This is a genomic window from Streptodolium elevatio (assembly GCF_053592165.1).
The window spans coordinates 1-25,243 of record NZ_JBSFVE010000042.1 but is presented as its reverse complement, the minus strand read 5'-3'; the positions used below and the strand labels follow the sequence as shown (position 1 = coordinate 25,243).

Here is a 25,243-nt window from a genome sequence, read left to right as displayed (position 1 = left end):
CCGGCGGCCGGCAGCCGCAGCCACCGCCGCCACGCGTAGCCCACACACACCCGACCGGTGTCTACAGCTACGTCGGCTACCTGTTCGGACAGTCCGCGGTGGCGTTGGACGGTCACGGTGCTTCTCTCCGGTGCAAGCCCAGGCTCTTCTCCAGATGCCGCCCCGTGTCGGCTTCGGGCTGCTGGCTTGTGGGGGGTGGTTCGTGCCTGGCGTCGAACCGATAGGTCATGCGGTCGGAGTGCAGGTGGCTGGTCACCTCGGTCATGCCGGCCTCGCGTAGTTGCCGCCCGATGTCGAGGACGGATCTCGCGACGGGAGGCAGGGCAAGGGCGGCGGTGGTGAGGAAGCTGCGGTACTGCTGGTACTGGTCGGGTGCCATCACCGCGGCGGCGGCATCGGTGACCTCGGCGCGGAGGGCACTGACCGCCCAGAACACCTCGTCAGGGCGCGCGGGTCCAGGCGGCCGTTCGGCCAGGTGCCGGGCCGCCGCGTGCGGCAGTGCAGGCACAGGGAAGGCCTCGCCTGCGTGCGCGTTCAGCAGCGCCGCGACCTGCTTCGGTGACGGGGCGTTGTCGCCGAGGAAGCGGGCGATGTTGCGGTGGACGAGTGCGGGGTCGACTTCGCCGCGCAGGCCCCGCAGGACGTCGACCCACGGCGCCCGGGCCACCTCGTACGCATGGTAGGTGGCGTACAGACCGGAGTCGATCGCCTCGCGTGCACCGGCGACCTTGTCCGCGAACTCCTCTATCCGGTGTGGCCGCAGGGAGTAGGGGGCGCGGGTGACCAACGCCGCAAGAGTGTGGGCGGCCGCCGACACGTGCGGGACGGGGCGGGCCAACTCCCAGTCGGTCAGGACCGGCTCGTCGAGGCTCCACATGAAGTTCCCGACGGTCGGGTCCCCGTGCGCCAGCCCGAGGCTGCTGCGGTCCTCACCAGGGGCGGGCAAGTCGCGGTGGAGTCGCTGCGGCGTGGGCAGGTGGAAGCTGCGGGCCAGCCGCACGCCGATCACCGGTGTCACCACCTCGGCCACACGGACGGTGAACGCACGCGCCACCGCGCCGTCGCCGGCGTCCGCCGCGCAGCGCAACGGCACCTCGGCCTCGGGCAGCGCAGCCAAGATCTCGATGGATCGCCGGGCCTTGTCGACGACAGCGTGGGCGGCGGCCTCACTGTGGTGGCTGACATAGCCGAGCTCGTCGATCAGATGGCCGACGTGCCAGTCGAACTCGGTCTCGCTGGAGACCGGGTCCCGCTCGTGGGGCGTCAGCCGCAACAGGCCCGCCAGCGGGGCCAACGGCTCGCCCCCCGGTGCCGGGGCGGAGGTGTACGCACCGGGATAGGCCTGGCGCAGGGCCGCCCGGGCGTCGGTGTCGTTGATCACCCGCAGGTCCAGGGCGTTGATCTCCGCGATCGGCCAGCGTTGAATCGTATCGGTCCCCGGCACAGTCCAGGTCTCGTTGCTGGTACCCCTACCCAGCAGCAGCGGCGCGTCGACGTCGAAAGGCCGCGCGTCGTCAGGCCGGGGTTCGGCGCTCACGAGGGACTCTTTTCGTTCACCACCCGAAGGCTCGGGAGGTCGCGGGCTTTATCGCTCGATTTGGGATTCGGGTGGCCTATGCGCGGTGGGCTCGCTCGTACCCGACCATGGCTCGGCCCAGGTGCCTGTGACCTGGTCCACCAGATCGGCGGTGGGCAGGGCCTCGAGCCGTGCTGGCTACCGGTCGGCTGCTTTGCGGAGTCGGGCAAGGCGTTGGTGGAAGCGGTGCCGGTCGATGATGCCGCGGTGGTGTGTGCCGGCACTGATGGTGCCGTTGTCGTCGGAGGCCTGGACGGTGAACGCGAGGGTTCGTTCGGTGACATCGGCGAGGGTGACGTCCACGCGAACGGTGGCACCAGGCAGCGTGGGCGCAACATGAGAGAGGTCGACATGGATACCGAGGGTCGTCTCGGCATCGTCGAGGTGGCCGTGGACAGATTCCATGCAGGCCCACTCGACGATGCCGACGAGGTAACCAGTGGCGAGCACGGGCGGCAGTGCGGCGAATTCGTTCGATTCGGGCAACAGGTGCGGGACGGTCCGGTTCTCGGGCACCTGGTAGCGCAAGGTGTGGGAGAGGCCGGGTCGCAAGGTTTCCCTCATGAGCACTCCTGACGTGGCGGGGGCGGACGTACGGCATCGATCAGCGCGGCCGCAGCGGACTTGGCATCGTGGATCGCGCCCGTGTCCCCAGTGGTGACCACCCGCGCGTTGGCGCCGTCGACCAGAAGTGCCAGCGTCGATCCCCACCACTGCGGCCCGGGCAGGCCATCAGCGGCCGCCAACTGGGCGAAGGTCCGGCGGATCCATGCTTTGTGGGCCGAGATCACGAGCCGGGCCGGGTGCTCCGGATCGGGCAGCTCAACGGCGGCGTTGGTGAACGGGCACCCGCGAAAGGCCGGCTTGGCGTGACCGACGGCGAACCAGTCGAACAATGCCAGCACCCGGCTCAGGACGGTTGCGTCGAGTGAGTTGAGGTAGTCGCCGATCACGCGTTCGCGGTCACCGCGTCGTCGGTCCAGCACCGCAGCGACGAGATTGGCCTTCGAACCGAACTGTGCGTACAGCGTTGGCTTGGAGACCCCAGACTCCTTGACGACGCGATCGACGCCGATGGCTCCGATTCCCTCGGCGTAGAAGAGACGCGAGGCGACCTCAAGGATCCGCTCACCGCTCGCAGAAGTCCTGTCCACGCGGATGAACTTACAGGTCTGTCAACTGGCTGTGCACCTCGGAGTCGGCGGTGTCGCCTGAGCGGGCCCGACCAGTCGTACCAGGAGACAGCCGGTGACTGCCAAGCGTCCGCGGCCGCAGCGTTCGCCGTAGCCGGACGCCCGGCCTCGCCGCTGTCCTCCCGTCATCGACCCAGCGATGGATTCCTGTCGGTGGAACATCTGATCGACTTACTTCCGCTCCATTCGAGACAGACACGAAGGAGGGCATGTACGTGGAAGACCAGACGCAGCGGGAACACGCGAGTTCCGCGGTCCAGAACCGTGTCAAGGGCAGCTTCGACCGGCAGGGCTTGATGGCGCATCTTGGCGCGCACCTCACGCACATCGGACCCGGCCGCGTGCACATCGAACTCCCAGCCCGCCCCGAGGTGACTCAGCAGCACGGCTACGTTCACGCCGGCGCCACCAGCGCCATCGCGGACAGTGCCGGTGGCTATGCGGCACTGACGCTGCTCGACGAGGATTCCGATGTCCTGACCGTGGAGTACAAGATCAACCTCCTCGCGCCCGCCGCCGGCAACCGTCTAGAGGCGATCGGCACCGTCCTGAAGTCCGGACGCACTCTGACCGTCTGCCAGTTGGAGGTGTACGCCGTCCAGGGGGACGACGAGCCGGGGCTCATCGCCAGCGGTCAGCAGACTCTCATCCGCGTGTCGCTCCGGCCTCCTCATTCCCCCTCCGCCTTTACAGGACGCGACCGCGCTCCCGCGCCTTTGCGACCCGGTCCCCGGGGATGACGTTGTCGACCACCGCGTCGACCCCGGCGAAGAAATCACGGCACTGCCGCTCGCGGGCATCGCCCGTGAGGGTCGTCGCTTTCGCTTTCGAACAGGCTGCGTGGGACCCGCGTTGGCGCTGTGGGTTCGCTCGGACGCCCGCCCTTGCCGCGTTGGCAGCTGCCCGGTTGTGTCTGCGGGTCGCCGACCTTTGCCGTTGGAGATGGTCGCCGAGGCCAACGCGGGATGATGGATGGGGGTCTACGCGGTCGTCTCGCCCCCGGCGCCCTGACCTTGCCGAACAGCATTGTTCCTTGAGGCGGTTGAGCCAGGAGCATGCCATCGGTGCGATCGTGGAGTTTCAGTCTTGCCCGCGGAGGGGCATAGCGTCCGGCCGCCGTAACCACCAGGTCGTCGACGCCGACTGGGGTCACCCTGCCTGGTGGTTACGGCTCGCCCGGGACAGGCGGGCACGGGGCATCGACCCCGCCGTTGTGGTGCGGCCCTGGGCAGCGGGTGTCGAAGGGGCGGCCGTGTTCGAGGTGTCAGATGCTCAGAACGACTTTCCCGGGAATGCCGTGCTGCTTGGCGGTGAACGCCTGTTTCGCGTCGGCGAACGGGTAGACGGCGCCGATGTGCGGACGCAGACTGCCGGCCTCGGTGCGGCGGGCGAGCTCGGCGAGTTGCGTGCGGTCGGGCTCGACGATGAAGAAGACGGCATTGCCTTCCTTCGGGGCGACCGGGGGCGGTGCGGTGATCGAGACGAGGGCGCCGCCGGGCTTGACGCGGCCGGCTGACTGGGCGAGGAGATCGCCGCCGATGGTGTCGAAGACCAGATCCACCTGCCCGACGGCGTCCTCGAACGGCTCGTGTTCGAGGTCGACGAATTCGTGAGCCCCCAGGTCTTTCGCGAGCTCCGCGGCTTTGGCCCGGCCGGTGGCGATGACGTGCGCGCCGCTTGCGCGGGCGAGTTGGACGGCTACTGTCCCGGTGGCGCCGGCGGCCCCGTGGACGACCACCGACTGCCCCGTCCGTAGACCGCCGTGGACGAACAGGCCCTGCCAGGCCGTCAGTCCCGCGATCGGCAGCGCCGCGGCTTCCACGAAGCCGACCGAGGACGGCAGGGATGCCAGGTTGCGGGCTTCGATGGCTGTGTACTCGGCCGCGGCTCCGTCGCGGTGCCAGTCGGTCAAGCCGAAGACACGGTCGCCCACCGAGAAGCCGCTGGTGCCGTACCGGGTTTCGGTGACGACGCCGGCCACTTCGTGGGCCGGGATGGACGGTGTGCGCTCCTGCCCCGCACGGTCCACCCAGGTGCTGGGCCAGGCCAGCTCGTCCGGGACGAAACCTGCCGCGTGCACGCGAACGATGACGTCCCCGGTCGCGGCGTGCGGCGCTGGAGCGTCCTCGAAGACGAGGCCCTCGTGGTCGCCGCGCTGGTGGATGCGAACTGCTTTCATGGTGCTTGTTCCCTTGTTGTTCGGAGAAGGTGCCAGGAGACGGCAAGGCCGAGGCCCGCCTGTGCGGAGCGGTGTCCCCGATGATGCGGACGGCCAAGGCATGGGCTTCCCTGTCGACGGCGGCGCGCGCCGCCCGCCTCGTCGAGCGAGGGAAATGCCCCCAGGGCCATGTCGGTGCCGGTGAGGGCCGCGTGCGTGGGCGGGCTCCGAGACGGCGGCGGGAGAGGAAACGAGCGCACGACACGACGAGTACGCCCGAGTGATTGGTCTGATTGGCCGTCGCCTTGGCGTTCGCCTCGTGGGATGGGGCGCCGTCAAGAGGCCGTGGTGTTCCCGTCGCAGTCCGTGTGGCGGTCTTCGTTCTCGCGTTCCTGCAGCCGGACACTATCACGGACTAAACAGGTCCATAATATCTGCGATAGACTGTGTCCGTGAAACTGCCCGGAAGTACCGAATGGGTCTTGCACTGCGCGACGTCGTTGGCTCAGCTCGACCCGGGAACCAGCGTGTCGACAACACAGCTCGCGCAGTACTTCGGATTGCCCGCGCCCTATCTCGCCAAGCAGCTCAAGGAGCTCGTCAAAGTCGGCCTGCTGGCCGCGACGACCGGGCCGCGCGGAGGATTTCGGCTCGCCCGGCCCACCACCGACATCACCCTGCTACAGATCGTCGAGGCCGTCGACGGCACGTCCGCCCCATACGAGTGCCGCGAGATCCGCCAACAAGGACGGGGCGCACTGCCTCCTGACGACTGCCGGGATACCTGCATCCTCGCCCAGAAGATGGCGGATGCCCACGCGGCCTGGCGCAGCAGCCTGGCCGGTGTCACACTCGCCGACATCGTCGCCTCCCTCCCCGAGTGGGCCCCATCCCGCACCCGCCTTCGCCTGACGGAGACGGCGTAGCCGTGGCGGGCGACCGTCGCGAGTCCACGCACCCGGCTCACCGCCGTGACGCCGGAATTCGCTTCCTACGGTCACGCCGCAGGCGGCGCCGAGGACCGCGGGGGCAGGCCCATGACATGGCGGAGCATCTCAATGGAGAGGTGGATTGACGGACGCTGGGTTCGCGCGGCCGGACGCTGGTGGGGGTACGGGCAGGACCAATCGTCCCCGCGCGATCAACCTGATGGCCGGGGTCGCCGCAAGCGCCTGGACCCGCGGCAGAGCGACCAGCACGAACAGACAGCCGTACCGTCCCCGCCTGCAAGGGTGTCGCGCCATCGGCGGCCTGGCGTTTCGTAAGTTCGCGAGAAGGGCCTCGACAGCGCGAAGGGGCCTGGAGCGCGACGCGGTCCACCAGGCGGAGACCCCGGGTTGATCTCAGTTATTCTGAATGGTAAATGTTTAGGATGCAGATGAGCGAGGGGGTCGAATGGGCCCTGCACAGCTGCCTCAACCTTGCCTGGGCGGACGGCCGGGCGGTGACGGCTGGAAAGCTTGCGGCGTTCTACGACCTGCCTGCGGCGTACCTGAACCGGCAGTTGCAGGCGCTGGCCCGCGCGGGGATCGTCACCTCGACCTCCGGACCGCGTGGCGGTTTCCGCCTCGCGCGGGACCCGGCGCGGATCACGCTGCTCGACGTCGTGGTCGCGATCGAGGGCGAACAGGAGGCGTTTCGCTGCCGGCAGATCATGCGCGACGGGCCCGGCGGGCGTTCCGACGTCGACTACCGCCGGCACTGCCTGGTCTCGCAGGCGATGAGCCGCGCAGACCTCGCATGGCGGCGCGAACTCGCCGCACAGACGCTCGCCGACATCGGCGCCGCGGTCGAGAGAAAGCACCCCGGCGCGCCGCGGGCCGCGCGCAACCGCCTGGACCTGCCGGCCGACTGAGACCCGCCATGCTGCGGGGCAGCCTCTCTGTGGCGACCAAACATGAACATCAAATGTTCGGAAAGTAGAGGAATAATCATGGAACCTCGTATGGCCGATGTGTACAAGCTCGCCGGACGCGGATACCAAGCGCTTTCTGCCATGGAGGAGTTCCTCCGTGACAGCGCCGCCCCCGACGACGTCCTGGAACTGGTCCGGCTGCGTGTCAGCCAGATCAACGGCTGCTCGGTGTGCGTCGACCTGCACTCACACCGAGCCAGTGCCGCAGGCGAGACCAACGAACGGCTGTGGTCGGTAGCCGCGTGGCGGGACACGCCGTTCTTCACCGACCGGGAACGCACCGCACTGGCGCTCGCCGAGGCGGTCACGCGGATAGCGGACAATCCCACAGGCGTCCCCGGCGACGTCTGGGACGCCGCCGCCCGCCACTTCGCCCCGGACGCACTCGCCGCACTCGTGATGGCCATCGCATCGGTCAACGCCTGGAACCGCGTCAACGTCACCGCAGGCCTGGTGGCAGGCTCGCACCGCTGAGCATCCGCCCACAGCCGCAGAGGCGATCCGCGATGACGGGGAGACCCGCTTCGGCGGACGAGACGGCGCTTCCGACAGTTGTCGTTCGTCGAACCTGCAGTGCGCGGGACGCACCGCCGACAAGCCGTTCTCTCGTCGAGAGAGCGCGACGGGCACTCAGGGGGTGGGGGCGGTGAAACCGTACACGATGACGTCGCGGATCACGACCGCGTGCCGGGGGGCCGGCGAGGGCGGGCAGCGCCAGGTCGGGGCCTTCGGCAAGCGGCTGCTTGGTCGCACGTCCAGGGCGAGCGCGTGATGGTGCTCATGGCGTCGCAGGGCGCGCGCAGTTCGACAACCTCGCTGGTGCCGCAGTGTGGCGACACCGCCGGAGTGACGCGCCGCTAGGTTGGCGGGTCTTAGGGCCCACGAGTGGGACGGGTGTTGGGTGCGATGGACGTTGTCCTGGTGGGAACTGGTTCGGGGGACGGTTGGCCGAACCCGTGGTGTGGATGCCGTTCGTGTGTCTGGGCTCGCAAGACGCCCGGCGCGCGGCGCGGGCAGACGACGGTTTTGGTCGATGGGTCCTTGCTCATCGACACGGGGAACGCCCGCGGCTCGGCGGCGGTGTTGAGCGGGGTGGCTACCGTCCTGCTGACGCATGCCCATCCCGACCACACCGATCCTCAGGTCTTCCTGTGGCGGCAGGCCGCCCACGCGAGGTCCGGGGAGGTCGTCCGGCCGTTGGAGGTCGCCGGCCCGCCGAAGGCACTGGACCTGTGTCGAGACTGGGTCTCGCCGTACGAACCGGTCACGTGGACGCCGCTGTTGCCCGGGGACAGCGCGGTGCTGGCGAGCGGTCACCGGGTACGTGCCCTGGAGGCACGGCACTGGCTCGGGGACCCGTACGTAGGCCCTGCCGTGCTCTACGACGTCGACGGGCGGCTGCTGGCGGCCTGGGACACCAGTCCCCCACTCCCCGAAGTCCCCGAAGTCCCCGGAAAAGCCTATGACTTCGTGCTCCTGGACTGCAACGACGGACTCCTCGCCCAAGGCCGCGAACACCACACCCTCGACGAATTCCTCGAATCCGTCCGCCGACTCAGGGCCCAAGGCGCCGTCGACGACCTCACGCACGTGTGTGCCGTCTCGCTGGGATGCGCGAACCCACCCGGCCCCGAACTCGCCGCCATCCTGGCCCAGGTGGGCGCGTCGGCACCCTACGACGGGGCCAACCTCACCTCACACAGACCATGAACCCGTGTCCCTCCGTATAGCAGGAACAACCCAAAAGTCACCCAAAAGAGCCACCGAAGTCCTCTCTGCGGCCTTCCAACGGGATGCTGCGGCCCTTTCAGTACTGGGCCCTGAGGTGCCGCGAAGGTTCCGGACAGGGACCCAATAGGGTTCTCCTCTACGGAATCGAGGAAGGCAGCACATGGGACGTCCAAGCTCGTACTCGCCTGAGTTCCGCGAGGAAGCGGTTCAACTCGCCTTGAAGTCTCTGCAGCCTATCGCGCATACGGCGCGGGAACTCGGCATGCACCCGGAGACGCTTCGGACATGGAACCGGCAGTACGAGCGGGGGCAGGAGCGCCCGGACGAGCCGCTGGCCCTGGACGAGCGCGCCAGGCTCAAAGAACTCGAACGACGAAACCGCGAGTTGGAGATGGAAGTCAGCTTCCTGAAAAAAGCCGCATCGTACTTCGCGAAGGATCCCCGGTAGCGAGCAAGTACGAGATGCGGCGTGGCGGGCGGAGGCCTGATGCTGGCGTGCGGCGCCAGCGCGGTCTGCGCCACGCCGTCGGCTTCCTCGTAGTCGGCCAGTCATCAGATACGCGGTCCGCACGAGCCGCCCCCAGTGCGACCGGACGAACTCGTGGAACGCGGCTGCGTCGTCAGGTTTCAACCTGCACCTCCCTACCCGTCAGACCCGGACCCGCGGCCCGCGCGTTGCACGTCCTCCGGAAACCTCTTCGCGTTGGGCTGTTCGCCGGTCCGTTCGAGCCAGGGATGGGTGGCCAACCGTGACGGCGAACGACGGCGAACTCGGCCGCGTCAGAGTTTGCGGACGATGACGCGTCCGTTGTCGCCGCCGGACGCGACGAGCGTCTGGTCGGCCGAGAACCTGATGATGTCGGTACGCCCCGTTCCGCCCTCCCCATCGCGCCGTACGAAAGCCGGGTCATGTCGGCGCGTGGCGGCGTCGACGATCAATGTGTCGCCGCGTCCCCCCACGGCAAGGGTCTTGCCGTCGGGCGAATAGGCCCAGCCGTGGCAGCGTGCCCAACGGGTGCTATTCCGCGGATCCGGGCAATACCAGGCGAGTTCACCCGTCTCCAAGTCGACCGCACTGGGTCCCGCGACGAATTCGGAGTTCGTGACGAGCAACGTGTCCGTCGGGTTGAACCCGATCGCGCCCGGCTGGTCGTCCAGGGGGAACCGGTGCTTGAGCTCCTGCCGGTCGATGTCCCAGACCTCGACCTCGACCTCGCGAGGGTTGTTCTCGTCATAGCGGGATCCCTTGCTGAAGCACAGTGCCAGCAGCCTTCCCGACGGCGACAGCGCACCCGCCCAGCACTCGAACGACATTCGTGCGCTCGACGTCTCGAACACGCTCTTCGCCTCAGGGTCGAGGACGCGGACCATGTCTCCGCGGTCGAAGACGAGCAGTCTCCGACGTGCCGCGTCCCACTGCGGGCGCACCCGGAACGGGTTGTACTTGGCGTCGGCAAACTGCATGTAGCTTGCGAGAGTTCGTGTGCGCCCTGTCGCCAGGTGCATCAGCCGGGTCTCCCCGTTGAGCATGTAGACGATGTGCTCGGCCGCGGCATCGAACAGGACGGCGTGCGGCAACGGCTTCCTTCCGCCGACCTGGCCCGTCTCGGTGTGAATCAACCGACGATCGTTCGTGGCGACATCGATCAGGTATATCTGCGCGTGGTTCGTGCCGTCGTGGAAGCTGGCGACCACGATGGACTTGCCGTCCGGGGACAGGTCGAACCCACCGGTGCACCGGAAGGGGGTCTTGAGGTCGAGCACAATGGCACCGCGCGCGGCCTGGGCGGCGTCGGCGACGTACGCGAACCCCTCCCGCAGCTTCTTCCGGCGGTACGCCGCGAACTCCTCCGCCGCGGCATCGCCGCTCGCGAAATCCCGCGCAGTTTCCCGCGGCCGGCGCCCTTCGGCCCACGTCCACGTCGTCAGCCGGGAACCATCCACCGCGATGCGGCAGAACCTCGGCCGGGCGGACTCGGCCGACAACCTCATGGTCACGTCAAACTGGCTCATGCCGGGCGAGGCTATAGGCACTCTCCGACGCCCGGGCGGAGCTTCATCCACGGCGCCCGGCATGACCGCGCTCAGGGCGACAGGGCGCCACGTGGGCGATGTCTTCTTCGGCCGCTCGGAGTTCGTCGGCTCTCGGCCGCGTCACGGTGACGTGCAGGCCCCCGGATTCGCGCGGCTCGGCGCGGGCGACCGACGCCGTGGGCGCCGACGCCGAGCGGGCTCGGCGCTGGGACGCGGAGCGGCGTGACCGCCCGGTGAGCTACCGCCTCTACCTCGACCACGGCATGCACGAGACCTACCGGCCGCTCGGCCGCGCGCATCAGGCCCTTCGTGTGAGCAGCCCCGCCGTTCGGGCGGTTTCGGTGGCTTCGTGGCGTGAGGCCGCGCCCAGCTTGCCGAGGATCGCGGCGACATGATGCTCGACGGTGCGCACCGAAAGCACCAGTGCCTGCGCTATCTGCGCGTTGCTACGCCCTTCTCCCAGCAGTTTCAGCACGTCCGACTGGCGCGCGGTCAGCCCTGCCGGGTGGGTGCGGGTGGCCGGGACGGGGCCGCGCGGCACACGGCGCAGGCCGAGCGTGCGCAGCCGCGCGCGTACCAGGTTCACGGCTGCGGTGGCGCCGAGCCGGTCGAGGATGCGGAACGCCGTCAGCGTCGCATCTGGCTCGCCGGATTCGGCGAGTTCCAGGGCCTGTTCGTAGGGTGCACCGGCAACGGCGAAGCCTTCCGCGGCAGTCCGCCAGTTGCCGCGCAGGGCGGTGGCGTACGGTTCCGGGCATCCTTCGAACGGCTCGGCCGGAAGCCCGGATCGCGCGGTGTACCAGAGCAGTTCGGCGCGAAACGCCTCTCGACCGGGACGGCAGAGAGTCGGGAGCAGCTCGTCGCGGACGGCCGCGGCGGACTCCGGCCGACCGGCGAGCCAAGCCCATTCGACGCAGGCGATCCCGGCGTACGCCAAGCCGGGCAGCGAGCACTGACGCAACGCGCGCTGCCACGCTTCGGTCAGCAGCCCCTCGGCCGCCGGTTCGCCGCGGCGGGCCAGGAGCCTCGCGTACGGCGGCACGCTGTAGACGTACAGCATGCCCGGGTCGTCGACGCCCTCCACCAGTGCCCGTAGCCCTTGTTCGGCGCACGTCGGGTCGCCGCGCCGCATGAGGGACAGACAGCGATGCACCTCCAGGTTGAACGCATGCGACCAGAAGCCGCACTCACGGGTGAAGGACAACCCCTCCGCGACACAGTGGTCCAGGCCGGCCAAGTCGCCGAAGCGGTACAGCAGTTCGGCAAGATTGGTGTACGCGCGCGCGGCGCTTTCGTGGGAACCGTCGCGCAGTGCGGTCGCGAGGCTGTCGCGGATCCGGCCAAGGGCGAGGTCCGGCTCGCCGAGGTCCGCCTGCGCGATGCCGAGGTAGTTCAGGCACAGGGAGACCAGGTCCCGGCGCTCGGCACGGGCGGCCAGGTGCCGGGCCTGCCCCAGGACCAGTTCGGCGCGCTCGGAGTGGCCGGCCAGTGCGAGCAGGCCGCCCTGGTGGGTGAGTGCGGAGGAGAGGGCCTGGGGGCGTCCGAGGGGGCATTCGTGAGCGGCGAGGACCCGGACCGCCCGGTCCGCGGCGTCGTTGGCGGCGTCGGTCTCCCCGAGCATGTAGTGGTGGCGCGACAGCCGGACGAGTGCCTCTCCCAACGCGGTCGGATCGTTCATCGGCTCGTACAGGCGCACCGCCTCCTGCCCGGCGCGCACTGCCGAGGCGAAGCGGTGGGCGTTGTACAGCTCCCAGGCGTAGTCGTCCATCAGCCCCGCCCGTTCGGCGGCGGTGAAGCGGTCCGGGTGCCGCAGGGCCGCCTCGAAGTGCGCGAGTGCCTGGCGGTGGGAGCCGGCGCGCGCCGCGTCGCGCGCGGCGGCGGGTGCGTGGGCCACGACCGTGTCGGCGTCGTCGGCACGAACCGCGTGGTGGAGCAGGCGGTCCCGATCCGGTTGCCGCTGGGCCAGCAACGCGCGTACGACGGACCGGTCGAGGGTTCGACGGCGCAGCGCGGGGAGGCTGCCTTCGATCGCCCGGCGGGCGAGGTCGTGGCGGAACGCCAGTCCCTCATCGCGTACTTCTACGACGCCGCGCTCCTCCGCCTCGGCCAGTGCGTCGAGGCGGTCGCCGAGCAGGTCCTCGGCCAGGCGCAGGCCGACGTGTGTCGGGACTACGGACAGTTGCTCCAGCGCGGTGCGGCAATCGTCGCCGAGGTCGCGGACGCGGGCCAGCACGGCGTCCGCGACCGTCTCGGGCACCGCGCCCGGCGTGGCGGCGAGCACTTCGGTGACGTAGAACGGGTTGCCGCCGGTGGCGGCGTGCAGGGCTACCGGGTCGCGCCCGGACCCGGCGGCGAGGTGCGCGACCGCAGCCGGGGACAACGGCCGCAAGGGAATTCTGCGCACCGGGGTGCGGATGAGGGTGCCCAGGAATCTCTGCAGCGGATGCCGGGCCGCCAACTCGTCGTCGCGGAAGGTGAGGACGAGGACGGCGCCCATGTCCTCAATGCGTCCGGCGAGGTAGGTGAGTGCGTCGAGGGTGGCGTCGTCGGCCCAGTGCACGTCCTCGACGACCAGGACCGCCGGTCGGGTACGCGACAGTTCGGCGGTGAGTGCTGCGAACACCGCTTCTCCCGAGGCTCCTTCGGCGAGTGCCGCGTCGAGGGGCCCGCCGGTTCCGGCAACGGCGTCGCGCAACGCGCCCAGGGCTCGCGGCGCCATCAGGTCGTCGCAGGCGCCGACGAGAACGCGCACACCCCGCCCCACGGTGTCCCGGAACGCGCGCACCAGGCTCGTCTTCCCGATGCCGGCCTCGCCGGAAACCAGCACGACCGCCCCCCACCCGCGCGCGGCAGCCTCGCTCGCGCCGAGCAACTCCCGTGACTCCCAGTCGCGTTCCAGCATCCGTCCCCCCAACCGGACATTCTGCCACCCAAGCGCCGGAACCACCCCCCAATACCCGGACTCCGCCGGCCCGCACGGCGTATTCCAGCCACAGGCCCGGCATCCGGGGTCTCAAGTACGACGCCCCGTGTACGCCCTGGGTACCCGCCGTCGCGCTGACGACATAGGTGGTCGCGGGCCCGACATAGGCAGCGGCCACCGATGCCTGCCTTCTGCCCCGGCCGTAGAACTGACGCAGAACCGATGAACACACGTGGGGGAAGAATGACTGATGTGGAAGCCCCGGTTGTCGGCGAGCGCTCGACCGAGCCGCCGTCCGAACCGGACCGGCGGGTCCAGCGGCCCGCACCGGGCCTGGACATCAAGGCGGCCGATCCGCCCGGCGAGCCCGACGAGGCACTGGTCAACAACGCGTTCGCGCTCGACAACTCCTACATGGGAGTCGCGGTACGCCCGCCCGGGCCGACCAGCGGCTGGTTCCGGGTCTTCAAGGTGGGCGGCTGGCACGTAGGCGGCTCCCAGCAACTCGTGGCCATGGACTGGACGCCGGGGTTCCAGAGCGTCCAGGAAACGGCCCTGGGCGGGGCGCTGACCTCGGCCCCCGGAGCCACGCTGTGGAAGAACCGCACGCGCATCGACGTGTTCGTGCGCGGCAACGACTCGGCGTTGTGGCACCACTGGCGGGACCACCAACAAGGCCATACCGGCTGGAACGGACCGCACAGCCCGCCGGACAACACCTCGATGCCCACGGTCTGGTCGTCCGCCGAACACCTGCTGCACTACGCGGTCCGCGGCACGGACGGCCAGTTCTGGACCGCGACGTGGAACGAGTCGACCTTCGCCAACTCCGGATGGGGCTTCACTCGCGTCGGCCCGGTCGGGTTCAACTCCGCCTGCGCGGGCGCCAGTCCGGAGATCAACGTGTTCAGGCTCTACGCCCGCGGTACGGACGGCTACCTGTATCGCACCCAGGGGCGGCAGTCCGTGCCGTCCAGCTGGGAGGCGTGGCACCGAGTCGGCAACCAGCCCGTGAAGCTCGCCAGCGCCCCCACCGCCGTCAACTGGGGCTGGTGGGCCGAGGAGATCTTCGCAATGGGCGTCGACGGACATGTGTGGAACGCGTGGTACCGCGACGCGGACGGCTGGAACTGGGAAAAGCTCCCGAAGCCCTTCACCTCGACCGGGGTCTACCGCAACCCGTCCACACCGATCGTGGTCAGCCACCAAGTGGGCACGCTGGACCTGTTCGTCCCCGGCCACACCAAGGAGTTCCTGACCAACCGCTGGAAGGGCACCTGGCACGGGTGGAACGGCGTGGTCGTCCCGAACCACTTCTACCCGGTCGCATAACCGCGGTACGTGCGCCACACGGTAGACGGGAGGAGACGCCAACCGTGCACCCCTGAACGCACCTACCACCCAACGGACCGCACGGAGGACCCGCCCGACGGTGGGTCCTCCGTGCGGTCTCGCCGCGCCTCATCGTCGAGACCGCCCCCGTCCCCCAGTGGGGCTACGCGGCGGTGACGTTCTCTGCCCGGGGCCCTTCTGACCCTGGGTGATGTCGAAGGACTCCCGCTGGTTCTCCTGCAGCTCGCGGTATCCGGAGCCGTTGATCGCGGAGATGGGGACGGTCGTGCGTCAGCCCGAGTAGTTCGCCTATCGCGGGCGGGGCGACAGGTCACGGTTAATCACAGCGCGCTCCCACGCGTCACAGAATGTTGGGATCGCTTGTGGTGCCACGGTCTGACCCGTGACCGAGATTCGCGGCGAGATCACCGACCTGGCCGCGCTGCCCGATGACCCAGGCTTTGCCGCGTGGGAACGGCGTTCAAAGCGTCAGCGGTCATCCGGCGGCTACTCGCCCTGCGACGCCGGCTACCTAGCCGGGCTCGGCTCTCAGGTCCAGGTTGTCCCCGTTGGCGCATCGCTGGGTGGCAACGCGGGAGAGGTGTTTAAGGTCCCCGTTGCCCGATCGTATTCGGTGAGCTCTCGCGGCAATGGAGCCAAGGCATGTGGTCGGCGGGTCTGTCGACGGAGTTGCCGCGAGCGTCCCGGCATGAGGGCACGCCAGCGAAGTGGCGCCACCCGATGAGGACGAGGGCACCGACGACGACTGAGGTTCGGTGTGTGGCTCAGCAGGTCTGAGGACTGCGCCCGCCGAGGAAGCGGCGTGCTGAGGCACGGGCCGTGTGCCCTATCTGAGCTGCCGAAGTGACGGCGGTGCGCGAGACTGCCAAGAGGGGTCCACCATCATCTCGCGGCGGGAGCGGGGCCTATGTCACTCGACCTCAGCCACGGCTTTTTCGGGGAAGTGCAGTACAGCACCATGACGGTGCAGGACATCTTCGCCGCCAACTTCCTGACACGCGCCGGACTCGTGCAGATGCAGCTGCCCGAAGGGGACCTGTCGATGTGGTTCGACCGGCCCGTGGTCGCGCTGGTGAAGGACGCCGCCCCGACCGCCCCCCAGGTCGAGGTCACGCTGCGGCTGTTCGCCCGGCTCACCGGACGGGACGACGAGGCCCGCGTCTTCATCACCGCGCGCGGCACCATCAAGGACCGCAAACTGATGGTCGACACGACGCCTCGGGCATGCCCGTCGGTGGACTTCGCGGAGTCGGGGCCCGGCGACTTCACGCAGACGCTGACCACGAACGGCGCCTACGACCCGTTCGTCCTGCCCGCGGTGACGAAGACGCTCCAGAAGGAGCCGTTCGCGCTGGGCCCGCTCTCCGACGCCACCGGCAAGCGGTTCTACCGGAACTACTTCGACATACCCAACCGGCCCGAAGGCATGCTCGTCATGTTCATCGCGGCGTTCGGCGAGCCGCCCACCCCGCCGACCGTCCCCGATCGCATGTTCTCCTCCGAGGCCATGCTGCTGGTACCGGACGACCTGGTGAACCCGGCCATCACCCGGGGACTGGCCCAAGCCGGGCTCGACTCACTGCCGGCCCCGCTCAACCCGGACGTCATGGTGAACACCCTGCAGGTCTCGCTGCAGAACGGGCACATCCGCATCGCCGGTTCCGGCACCAAGACCACCGACGTCCTCGGCATCCCCGTCGACACCGACTTCACCTTCACCGCCTTCGTCCAGCCTCTGGTCAACGCGGACGGCAGCATCGGCATCCACGTGATCTCCACCCAACAGGACCTCGTCGGCGCGGGTACGGCCTTCGCCGACTTCCTCAGTGCGGGGGCACTGACCCGGTTGATGGAACGGATGCTTCCCGAAGCCATCGGCGGACTCTCCCTGGGTGCGATCAACGGACTCGACTTCTTTTCCGACGAGACCCCCGGCCCCGGCGAGTCCGCGCCGGCCAGGGCTGACTCCCTACCGGTCATCTTCGTCAACGGCATGGGCATCCGCTTCGACGTGAACGTGCAAACGCCGCCGGAGATCATGCCGCCGTACATCCGGGGCCACCTCGCCAGCAGGCAGTTCCACATCAAGGGGTGCGAGTTCGGCGACCTGATCGGTGCCGCCAACCTCCGCAAGTTCGTGACCACGGACGCCGCCCTCACCGTCGGCTACGACGGTTGCTCGAAGTGCCAACCCGGATTCCACGTACCGGAATTCGGCTCACTGTCCATCGACGTCGTGCACCCGCCCGGCGTCGAGCCGAACCAGCCGGTGACCGCGACCGCGACCTACGTCGGCGACCTCGTCCGCTTCGGCGTCACCCTCGCCCCCGAGCAGGAGAAGGACGTCAGCAACGGAACCGCCGACGTCGGCGGCATCCCCACCAACTTCCTGGCCATCGACAACGTGGTCCCCGCGGACTGGACGGTCACCGTGGCGTGCGGGGCCTGGTCGGCGGAGGCCACGGTCCGCGTCGCCACCCGCGTCCTCGCGACGGACGGCACCGCCACCGGAGAACGCACCCGACTCACCGCGACCGTGGGCAAGCCGGATCTGGTCCACGTCGCCCCGTGACCCGCACCAGACGTCCGTTGTCTTGTACGTCCTGGCCGACCTGACGGTGAAATCTTGGCCGGGTACGCGGCGCCTGGACAGCGCATCCAGGTGGTCAACGGGCGTCACCGCGAGCTGGGGATCGGCGGGAACCCGCGTGGGTGACGCGTTGTCAGGCTGCGACAGACAACTCCGGGGCTTCTGGGCTGGGCCCAATAACAGCAGGGAGGTTCTGGCGGTGCTCATGTTTGGCCGCCGCCGACAAGAAGCCGGTCCTCCGTGTCGGGGACTGCTCGGAGGCAGCATGAGTTCGGCTGCCGCGGCCGACCCGCATTTCTGTCCCGCAATTGGAGAGTTGGGTCGCTTCAGTCGCCAAACCGTACAGACCAGTGCGCTGACCTGCCCAAACGTACCCGCGACTCAGGGGTCTTCCCCAGCGACTGACGACGATTGCCGTGCACTGGTCGCCGGGTGGCGGTCGCCCGCAGTCGCTTCGATCGCTGTCCTGCGGCTGGCGCACCCGTGTCTCGGCGTCGGCGCTTCGCCCCGCCGGACCCCGGGGTTCAGCGGGACGAAGCGAAAGGGCAGTCCGCGGGCCGTGGGCCGACGCGTGCAGCCGAAACGGCGGGCAGCGGCCGTGTCAGTCCACGGCGATCCGCTTGCGGTCGCTGCCTGGCGCGTCCGGGGCGGAGACCGCGGCCGGGGACGCCGCCGCAGCTTCGGTGGTTTTGCGCTGGGTCATGCTCGTGAGGAGTTCGGCGAGGTCGATCCCGGTGGCCGAGTTGAGGAGTTCGAATCCCTGGGCGACGTTGTCGGTGACGGTGCGGGACAGTTGGCTGGCGCCGTCCGTGGAGATGACGGTCAGCTTGTCGATGGCGCTGAGTGGTTCGGAGGCCTTGGCGACGATCTGCGGCAGTGCGTCGACGAGCATCTGGATGACGGCCGCACTGTCGTAGTGGGAGAATGCCTCCGCCTTCTTGTCCATGGCCTCGGCCTCGGCCGCGCCCTTCGCGGCGATCGCGGCGGCCTCGGCCTCGCCCTCGATCCGGACCGCCTCGGCGAGTGCGGCGCGGTGCTGCTGCTCGCCGAGGCCGGTGAGCCGGGCGCGTTCGGCGTCCGCCTCGGCCTGCTTGACCAGGGCGATCTTGCGTGCTTCGGCTTCCTGTTCGGCTTGGTAGCGGGCGGCGTCGGCGGGCTTGCGTACCTGGGTGTCCAGTTGGCGGTCGGTCAGTGCGGCTTGGCGTTGGGCGACCTTCTCCTGTTCGCTGAGGATTTCCTGCTGCCGGGCGGCCTCCGCGAGCGGGCCGGCGGCGTTGGCCTGCGCGGTGGCGGCCTCGGTCTCGACGCGGATCTCGGCCTGCTTGAGGTAGAAGGTCCGCTGGGCGACGGCGATCTCCTCCTCCGCCTTGAGCCGGGCCTCCTCCGACGCGCGGCGTGCGTTGGCCTCGGCGATGTCGGCGACCTGCTTGGCGCGGGCGGCCTCGGGGCGTCCGAGGTCCTCCAGGTAGGAGCCCTCGGTGCTGATGTCCTGGATCTGGAACGCGTCCAGGATCAGGCCCTGACCAGAGAGGCTGGCCTCGGCCTCTTCGGCGACCTGCCCGGCGAACGCGGCACGGTCGCGGATGATGTCCTCCACCGACATCCGGCCGACGATGGCGCGCAGCGCGCCGGAGAGCACCTCCTGGGTGAAGCCGACGATGCCGGCCTGCTGCTGGAGGAAACGCTGGGCCGCGGCCCGGATGGCGTCCTCGCTGCCGCCGACCTTGACGATGGCGACGCCTTCCAGGTTGGCCTTCACCCCGCGCAAGGTGACCGCGCCGCGCACCGAGATGGGGATGTGGCGGCTGGACAGGTCGAGGGAGAACTTCTGCTGGATGAACGGGACGACGAACACGCCGCCGCCGACCACGACTTTCTGGCCGCTGTTGTCGGTGCTGACCAGGCCGGTCTCGGGGTGCACCGACTTCTTGCCCCTGCGGCCGGTGACGATGAACGCCTCACTCGGACCGGCGACTTTGTAGCGGGTGATGACGACGAGGGCGAGCAGCACGAAGAGGACGGCGATGCCGACGACTGCTCCGACAACCGGACTCATGGGCATTCCCCCCTGCCTCCCGAGGGGCGGCAGATCGATTCGAGTGATGTCAGGGTGCTTGGTGAACGAGAGAACGGCGGGCGGATGAAGGGGTGTTCGAGGACAGGCGAAGGCGGGCGGACGGTCAGCGGTTGACCGGTCGAACGAGCACCGAGGTGGTGGAGAGTTCGGCCTCCACCCACACCTCCGTGCCGCGCTCGACCGGTCCGGTGCTCTTGGCGGCCAGCTTGAGCGGCTGCCCGCCCACGCGCAGCAGGACTTCGCCGTAGCCGTGCGCCGGAATCGCGGTGACCACCGAGCCCGCCGTACCGACAAGGTCGCCTGCGCGCACGGCCGTCACCGCCGGGTCGCGGATCAGCATCCGGCTGAACCTCCACACGAGGCCGCCGGTCACGACCCCGGCGAGCACGCCGACGGCGGTCGCGCCGACGGCACCCAGCGGGGTGGCGCCCAGGGCGATGGCGCCGCCGAAGCCCAGCACGGAGACGAATCCGGCGATCACCGGAAGAGACAGCAGACCGTCGAACACCCCGTCCAGCACCCCGTCGAAGAGACCCTCGAGGACGCCGTCGAACACCAACGAGAGGACGAGCAGGACGATCCCTGCGATGCCGAGGGCGAGGAACACGTTCACGGGTGGCACCTCCTTCCACGCCCCGGTCTCCGTCGCCCGAAGCGTCGCACCTGCAGCGCGCTCGAATCACTGCCGGAACCCGGCAATGTTCGATGCCTCCTTGATGCTGACCGCGGACACCGAAGCCCTGCTACAGCTGCTCTCGGCGCCGCCTGTCGCCGGTTCCGCCCTGAGGCCTCCGGGGCGCCGACGTTGCTGAGGTCATGGAGCGACTAGCCGTGGTGCATCAGCGCGGTGCCGTCCCGGCGCGGCCGGGGCGGAGTCGGGCGATCCCGGTCAAGAGCCTCTGGTCTGCGGGCAGTCCCCCGGCGGCGAGCGGACGCTTGGGGGCTTCAGCCGACGACAACGTGTGGGAGCGTGGACAGGCCGGTTCCGTCGAGACGTTGGGCGGGCTGCCCGTCCCTCAGGCCGACGAGGGTGAGCGTGCCGTCCGGTCCGGCGGTCTTGCGGGCCAGCACCAGCAGTACCGCTGCGCCCTCCGCGGCGATGTGGGTGACTGCGGTCAGGTCGACGGTCAGGTGCCGTCCGTCGCGCGCCAGGGTCTGCAACGCAGCGAGGTGGGGTGCCGGGCCACTTACCGGGCGCCGTCTGCACGAGCCCGGCATGCCGCACCAGCGCAGACGTCGCTTCTCGCGAATCCGCCGCGAGCACCACCCGAGCATCGCTATAGCTGAGTTGTAGAACCAGGTTTCAGCGATGGACGAGGAGCCCCGTGCCCGTGACGCCCACCACCGACGACGCCGAACTCCCCTACGGCTACGCCCTCCCCAAGATCCCCGACGACGCGACCGACGAGGACGTCGTAGCAGGAGCAACTGGCGGGCTTTCCCCGCCAATCCCCCTCGCTCACCGCCAGCCCTGCCACAGCAGGACGAGGCCCTTCGCTGATCCCCACAGGTGGGCGAGACCGACGAGACAACGGCTGGCATGTTGGCTGAGTGGGCGGGGCATCGTGACCCTGCGTGTCTCCAGCACCTGAACGGTGCCCGCTGGGGCGCGGACGGCTTGAGCGACGATGTACGGGACTTCGTCGGTAACGCCCCTCGGCCCGTGTCCGCGTTCTGTGGCGTAGGCAGCGAACACCCCGATCGGCAGACCTTCTTGGAACCCGGTGCCGGGTGGCGAAGATCCGACGGCCGGGGGCTCGCGGTTATGGGCGAACTCGCCCGCGCCGAATCCTGCAGGCGGCGCCGACGAAGGCGTGAGCAAGGTCGTCGCAGTACGCGCCGTTCGCTGCGGACGTCGATGTAAGCCACGACGAGAGACGGCGTTCCAAGACGCCGCCCCCCGGGGCAGCTTGTCAGGCGCTCACCACTCGGTGATCTCCCAGCTCACCGAGGACACCTGGGCCCCGTTGGGGCAGCGGAGAGTGCTCGCCGTGCCAGGACGCTGGTTCGGGCCGTACTGGAGGCCCGACACGCCGCGGCACGTCGCCACGACCCGGTACTGGCCGGTGCCGCTGTTGCAGTAGGCGGAGGCGACGTCGCGGCGGGAGTCGGCGCTGCAGTCGTACGGCTCGGCGTAGGCCGTTCCCGGCGTCGCCACCAGGCCCAAGGTGGCCAGGGCGCCCGCCATCAGCGTCGTCGCGACAACACGGGTCCCACGGCGTTCAGTTCGCATCGCACATCCCCTGCAAGTTGATCTACCGGACGTCCTCACTCTAAGCGACCGCTCGGATACGGTCATGGAGGAACGCGACAGCAACGGACCCGGTTTCGCGGTCGCCGACCACCGTTCACCGGACCTGCGCCGGGTCCCGCAGCGGCGTCCGGATCGCGACTGGACGCACAGACCGCCGACTTCGCCGCGGGCACCGCAGTCGCTGCGGTCGCCGACCCCTCATAAGATCTTCTCTCCGACAATCGGGATACCGGCTTGCCGCTCATTGCGGGCGTAGCGGAACAGCGCGCCGTCCGACCTGCGGCAACCCAGTCCCGCCCTGCCTTGCGCGAGACCACCGCGAGGGCCCGGAGGGCAAGTCGTGCCCCTGGGCATTTGGATCAACCGGTAGCGCACCGCGTACGCCGCAGGGACGCTGGCCGGGCTGCGCGTCCAGCGTCTGGAAGGCCAGGCCATGCACGGTTTGGGACTACGCCGACGCGGCCTTCGACGACGGACCGGCCGCCGCCCGGGCGTACTTCGCCGACCACGGCGCCCTCGCCGCACCCAGGACCGCCACCGCGTTGGACAGGCCGGTCGGGCAGTGGCTCTCCGGCCAACGGTGCCCCGAATTCCTGGCCGGCCACCCTGCAGCGCGACGACAATCCGCGGTTCTTCAACGACCGTCCGACCGTCACCGCCGACCCCTACCACCCGGGCGTGGTCTACGCGGTGTGGGCCTGCGTCGACGACCAGTCGACCGGCACCGAGTCGAACTGGCTGCAGCCGGTCTACCTGGCTAAGTCGACCGACGACGGCCGTACGTGGATCACGAGCAAGGCGTACGACGTCCCCACCAACAGCCGCGCCATCGGCACCCGGCTGGTGCCTCTCGCGGACGGGACGCTGCAGATCGGCATGCACTTCGAGACGGCGACCGAGGGCTTCACCCAGGTGATCCGGTCGACCGACGGCGGCGCGACCTGGTCGGCGCCGACACTGAACGTTCCGGCCCCGTTGGCGGTGGGTCCCCGCATCCCGCCCCGGACAACTCGGGCGACCCGATTCGCAACGCCTCCCTGCCGCTCATGTCCACCCAGCCGAACAGCGCGGTGGTGGACGCGGTCTGGCAGAGCCAGGGCACCGACGTACGCTTCGGGGTTCGGAGCAACCGAACCCCGCCGGCTCGGTACGGACGGTGGTCGATGTCCGAAGGAAACGCCTAACGTCCCAAAGCGTGTTGCGGGCGTGCGGGAGATCTCCGACGCGACAGGCACACCGGGCCGGCCCCGTGCGAGTAGGTCCCGCAGTTCCGCCACGGTCCGGTCCGCGGGTTCGATCCGCCGCCGCATTGCGCCACGTAGGTGCCCCGCCTACAGCCCTGTCAGCCTCGCTTTGCGCCTTTCGTAAAGCCCCTTTTCCTCCGTGACGAGCTCCTCCAGGAGAGCGGGGTCGACGGGCATCCCGGCCGCGTGGTGGTGGGCGCGGGCGGTGGTCGAGTCGACGTTGATCAGGCCGAGGGCGACGCCGCCGCGGGCTTTAGTCTCCGTGATCATCGCGTCAATCAGGGCCTGGAAGACTCCGTCGCGCGCCCACGTCCGACGGTGTGCGTCCGCCGCCAGGGCCTGCCCGGGCCGGGCCGCCCGTGGGCGCGTCGTACGCGCTCCTGCCCACGGGCATTGGGGACACGGCCTTTTCACGTTGCCCGAGCACGCCGGGCCTTTACCGCGCTGCCGGATCACCCCACCGTCGGGTCCAGCCGCCCGCGGGTCTGCGCTGCCCCGGCCACCTCCACGGCCTGCCTCACAGAGCTGCGTACGTGCAGAGCACGTCACTCGAACGCGCTGTTGTTCTTGTGCCCGTCCGCGCGGGTGTTGGCGTTTCGGACTTCGCTGGTCGTCGGGTCGCTGTTGATGTTCGTGTTCAGGGCCGCGATGTGGTCGATGACGTCGAGGTTGTTGCCGCTGCCATCGATGATTCCCGCGTGTGCCGGTACGGCAGCGAGGACGGCTGCGCCGACGGTGAGAACGGCAGTGGTCAGGACGCTTCGTTTGATCATGACTTGCTCAACGGACGGCGCTGTCGAAGGTCACCGGTGCCAGCGAAGAACCCAGGAAGGCCGCAGGTGCCGCACGGCTGTTCGCCTCACGGGTGTCAGGCGTCACCCGGTCTGCCCACCACGAACATGGAGGCCATGGGGACGCGGCGGCGGACGGCGGCACGGTGACGGGGGTGAAGCCTGTACGTGTTGACCGGACTGGGCGGGCACCGTCCGCTTGATCTGGACGGGTGAAGGCCGCGTTCGATGCGTTGAAGACCACGCTGGACGTCTTGCGCTCACTCGGACGGCGCCGAGGGTGATCTCCTCCCCGTGGCGAATGAGTGAGATCTTCGCGACGGCCGTGTCTTGCGAGCCCGAACACCCTCCTGGATGTGCAGGCTTCCCGACGTGAACCGACCCTCGTGCTCGGCGGCGGGGGGCGTCCCGGAGGGGCTCACGGTCGCGGAGGTGCGGCGAATTCAGTCGCCCCCCGGGGTCCAGTGCGAATACGTCCGCGGCGGCACCAGCGTGACCTGCGACAGCGTCGTTCCCTTCGGTCCTGGCCAGGGCTTCATCGTGGAGATCACGGTGTTCGTCGCCCCCGACGCCCCGTGCACGGTGACCAACACCGCCCGCTTCTTCACGTCGCTGGACTTCGTCGCGGCCAACGATCCCACCAACATCCCCGGCCCAGGCTGCACTACGGGGAACGGCGGGGGCACGTCCATTCTCCCCCTCGATCTCAGCGGCCTGCTGCCCTTCTACAACAACATCAACACGGGCAGCAACAACTTCAGCCCGGGTGTGGCCACGAACAACACCCAGAACTTCGCGGTGAGTCCGAGTCCCTGATCAAACGGAACCAACACACCCAGCGGTCGGCCCCGGCCACGAGGTGGCGGTGTCGGCGGGCCGGGCGGCAGGTCCGCAGCGTGGGAACCTGCTGATGGGGGTGTCACCCCACCATCGGACCAACGCTGCGGCGCCGTTGCCGGGGTCCGGCTGTACGCGGGCTACACCTGGACGCCGGACCTGCTGGTCCTCGGCAACGGCCGCGCGGTCGTCTTCGAGATCCACGGCCCTCCCACCGCAAGAGCCGGCGTTACGTCGACGACCCGTGGCCGTCGCAGGCAGGACGGCCGCTGCGGCCGTCGTCGCGCACCCGGGGCACGTGGCGGAATCCTTCGGCCGCGGTCCGTGCCATCGAACGCTGCGCTCCGGGGCGTGCTCTCTGTCCTACGCCAGCAGGTCGTGACGCCGGGCAGCGCTGCAAGCCACTGGACGCGGCGATCACCCGCAATGTGGGACAGTGCGCGCGGACTGCGTCCGAGTAGCTGCTCACCTTCTAGTAGTGCTTTGTTATGTGGCCTTGGCAAGGGTTGTTTCCGGCGGTTTGCTGTTGGTATGACGCCGGGGGAACTGTCTTTGTTGCGTGGGCGG

The 25,243-nt window shown here is 69.4% G+C and carries 22 protein-coding genes and 1 pseudogene; 9 read left to right on the top strand and 14 right to left on the bottom strand.

Translation table 11 applies throughout. The annotated features are described in order from the left end of the window. Positions 1 to 112 precede the first annotated feature (112 nt). From ACWD12_RS39330 to ACWD12_RS39320, 3 genes are all read right to left on the bottom strand, one after another. Positions 113 to 1,537 carry a hypothetical protein gene (locus tag ACWD12_RS39330; protein ID WP_450103665.1) on the bottom strand — a complete coding sequence of 475 codons (1,425 nt, stop codon included), beginning with the start codon at positions 1,535 to 1,537 and terminating at the stop codon, positions 113 to 115. A 177-nt stretch (positions 1,538 to 1,714) separates the two neighbouring features. Continuing rightward, the gene (locus tag ACWD12_RS39325) at positions 1,715 to 2,140 is read right to left on the bottom strand and encodes a thioesterase family protein (protein ID WP_450103664.1); all 426 of its coding nucleotides are present in this window, start codon (positions 2,138 to 2,140) and stop codon (positions 1,715 to 1,717) included. After that, on the bottom strand, positions 2,137 to 2,730 hold the full coding sequence (locus ACWD12_RS39320; protein WP_450103663.1) for a TetR/AcrR family transcriptional regulator: 594 nt from the start codon (positions 2,728 to 2,730) through the stop codon (positions 2,137 to 2,139). The genes ACWD12_RS39325 and ACWD12_RS39320 overlap by 4 nt, the downstream gene beginning before the upstream one ends. A gap of 254 nt (positions 2,731 to 2,984) precedes the next feature. Here ACWD12_RS39320 and ACWD12_RS39315 point away from each other — a divergent pair, with 254 nt between their 5' ends. After that, on the top strand, positions 2,985 to 3,509 hold the full coding sequence (locus ACWD12_RS39315) for a PaaI family thioesterase (protein WP_450103662.1): 525 nt from the start codon (positions 2,985 to 2,987) through the stop codon (positions 3,507 to 3,509). Positions 3,510 to 4,033: 524 nt separating this feature from the next. Here the strand turns inward: ACWD12_RS39315 and ACWD12_RS39310 are convergent. After that, positions 4,034 to 4,948 carry an NADP-dependent oxidoreductase gene (locus ACWD12_RS39310; protein ID WP_450103661.1) on the bottom strand — a complete coding sequence of 305 codons (915 nt, stop codon included), beginning with the start codon at positions 4,946 to 4,948 and terminating at the stop codon, positions 4,034 to 4,036. 431 nt (positions 4,949 to 5,379) lie between these two features. Here ACWD12_RS39310 and ACWD12_RS39305 point away from each other — a divergent pair, with 431 nt between their 5' ends. The 5 genes from ACWD12_RS39305 (at position 5,380) to ACWD12_RS39285 (ending at position 9,021) form a co-directional block, all read left to right on the top strand. Next, positions 5,380 to 5,853, top strand: coding sequence for an RrF2 family transcriptional regulator (locus ACWD12_RS39305; RefSeq protein WP_450103660.1), 474 nt, complete (start codon positions 5,380 to 5,382; stop codon positions 5,851 to 5,853). Positions 5,854 to 6,299: 446 nt separating this feature from the next. Then, the gene (locus tag ACWD12_RS39300; protein WP_450103659.1) at positions 6,300 to 6,782 is read left to right on the top strand and encodes an RrF2 family transcriptional regulator; all 483 of its coding nucleotides are present in this window, start codon (positions 6,300 to 6,302) and stop codon (positions 6,780 to 6,782) included. A gap of 78 nt (positions 6,783 to 6,860) precedes the next feature. Then, entirely contained in the window at positions 6,861 to 7,316 is a 456-nt protein-coding gene (locus ACWD12_RS39295) for a carboxymuconolactone decarboxylase family protein (protein ID WP_450103658.1), read from the top strand. 567 nt (positions 7,317 to 7,883) lie between these two features. Further along, positions 7,884 to 8,552: an MBL fold metallo-hydrolase gene (locus tag ACWD12_RS39290; RefSeq protein ID WP_450103657.1), complete on the top strand. Its 669-nt coding sequence runs from the start codon at positions 7,884 to 7,886 to the stop codon at positions 8,550 to 8,552. 181 nt (positions 8,553 to 8,733) lie between these two features. Continuing rightward, on the top strand, positions 8,734 to 9,021 hold the full coding sequence (locus tag ACWD12_RS39285; protein WP_450103656.1) for a transposase: 288 nt from the start codon (positions 8,734 to 8,736) through the stop codon (positions 9,019 to 9,021). A gap of 332 nt (positions 9,022 to 9,353) precedes the next feature. On the opposite strand, the gene ACWD12_RS39280 is transcribed toward ACWD12_RS39285, so the two are convergent. After that, the gene (locus ACWD12_RS39280) at positions 9,354 to 10,586 is read right to left on the bottom strand and encodes a WD40 repeat domain-containing protein (protein ID WP_450103655.1); all 1,233 of its coding nucleotides are present in this window, start codon (positions 10,584 to 10,586) and stop codon (positions 9,354 to 9,356) included. Positions 10,587 to 10,905: 319 nt separating this feature from the next. After that, positions 10,906 to 13,521, bottom strand: a complete 2,616-nt coding sequence (locus tag ACWD12_RS39275) for an ATP-binding protein (protein WP_450103654.1) — start codon at positions 13,519 to 13,521, stop codon at positions 10,906 to 10,908. A gap of 252 nt (positions 13,522 to 13,773) precedes the next feature. Between ACWD12_RS39275 and ACWD12_RS39270 the strand changes: the two genes are divergently transcribed. Continuing rightward, positions 13,774 to 14,862 carry a hypothetical protein gene (locus ACWD12_RS39270; protein WP_450103653.1) on the top strand — a complete coding sequence of 363 codons (1,089 nt, stop codon included), beginning with the start codon at positions 13,774 to 13,776 and terminating at the stop codon, positions 14,860 to 14,862. A 163-nt stretch (positions 14,863 to 15,025) separates the two neighbouring features. On the opposite strand, the pseudogene ACWD12_RS39265 reads toward ACWD12_RS39270, so the two are convergent. Then, a pseudogene (locus ACWD12_RS39265) lies at positions 15,026 to 15,144 on the bottom strand (cold shock domain-containing protein); the annotation flags it as partial. A 646-nt stretch (positions 15,145 to 15,790) separates the two neighbouring features. Here ACWD12_RS39265 and ACWD12_RS39260 point away from each other — a divergent pair. Then, positions 15,791 to 17,455 carry a hypothetical protein gene (locus ACWD12_RS39260; RefSeq protein WP_450103652.1) on the top strand — a complete coding sequence of 555 codons (1,665 nt, stop codon included), beginning with the start codon at positions 15,791 to 15,793 and terminating at the stop codon, positions 17,453 to 17,455. A gap of 619 nt (positions 17,456 to 18,074) precedes the next feature. Here ACWD12_RS39260 and ACWD12_RS39255 read toward each other — a convergent pair. The 7 genes from ACWD12_RS39255 to ACWD12_RS39225 all read right to left on the bottom strand — a co-directional run bounded on the left by ACWD12_RS39255 (position 18,075) and on the right by ACWD12_RS39225 (position 23,821). Beyond that, complete coding sequence (locus ACWD12_RS39255; RefSeq protein ID WP_450103651.1) at positions 18,075 to 19,529, bottom strand: flotillin family protein; 1,455 nt, start codon at positions 19,527 to 19,529, stop codon at positions 18,075 to 18,077. 124 nt (positions 19,530 to 19,653) lie between these two features. Next, positions 19,654 to 20,163 (bottom strand): hypothetical protein, encoded by a 510-nt coding sequence (locus ACWD12_RS39250; RefSeq protein WP_450103650.1) that lies wholly within the window; start codon positions 20,161 to 20,163, stop codon positions 19,654 to 19,656. Between the two features lie 332 nt (positions 20,164 to 20,495). Beyond that, a complete protein-coding gene (locus tag ACWD12_RS39245; protein WP_450103649.1) occupies positions 20,496 to 20,711 on the bottom strand; it encodes an STAS domain-containing protein in 216 nt (71 codons plus the stop codon). A gap of 760 nt (positions 20,712 to 21,471) precedes the next feature. Beyond that, positions 21,472 to 21,783, bottom strand: a complete 312-nt coding sequence (locus ACWD12_RS39240; protein WP_450103648.1) for a hypothetical protein — start codon at positions 21,781 to 21,783, stop codon at positions 21,472 to 21,474. Positions 21,784 to 22,553: 770 nt separating this feature from the next. After that, entirely contained in the window at positions 22,554 to 22,799 is a 246-nt protein-coding gene (locus tag ACWD12_RS39235; protein WP_450103647.1) for a hypothetical protein, read from the bottom strand. Positions 22,800 to 23,135: 336 nt separating this feature from the next. Next, on the bottom strand, positions 23,136 to 23,318 hold the full coding sequence (locus ACWD12_RS39230; protein WP_450103646.1) for a hypothetical protein: 183 nt from the start codon (positions 23,316 to 23,318) through the stop codon (positions 23,136 to 23,138). 275 nt (positions 23,319 to 23,593) lie between these two features. Continuing rightward, positions 23,594 to 23,821 (bottom strand): hypothetical protein, encoded by a 228-nt coding sequence (locus ACWD12_RS39225; RefSeq protein ID WP_450103645.1) that lies wholly within the window; start codon positions 23,819 to 23,821, stop codon positions 23,594 to 23,596. Between the two features lie 390 nt (positions 23,822 to 24,211). Here ACWD12_RS39225 and ACWD12_RS39220 point away from each other — a divergent pair, with 390 nt between their 5' ends. Next, the gene (locus ACWD12_RS39220) at positions 24,212 to 24,655 is read left to right on the top strand and encodes a hypothetical protein (RefSeq protein ID WP_450103644.1); all 444 of its coding nucleotides are present in this window, start codon (positions 24,212 to 24,214) and stop codon (positions 24,653 to 24,655) included. The last annotated feature ends 588 nt before the right edge of the window (positions 24,656 to 25,243 follow it).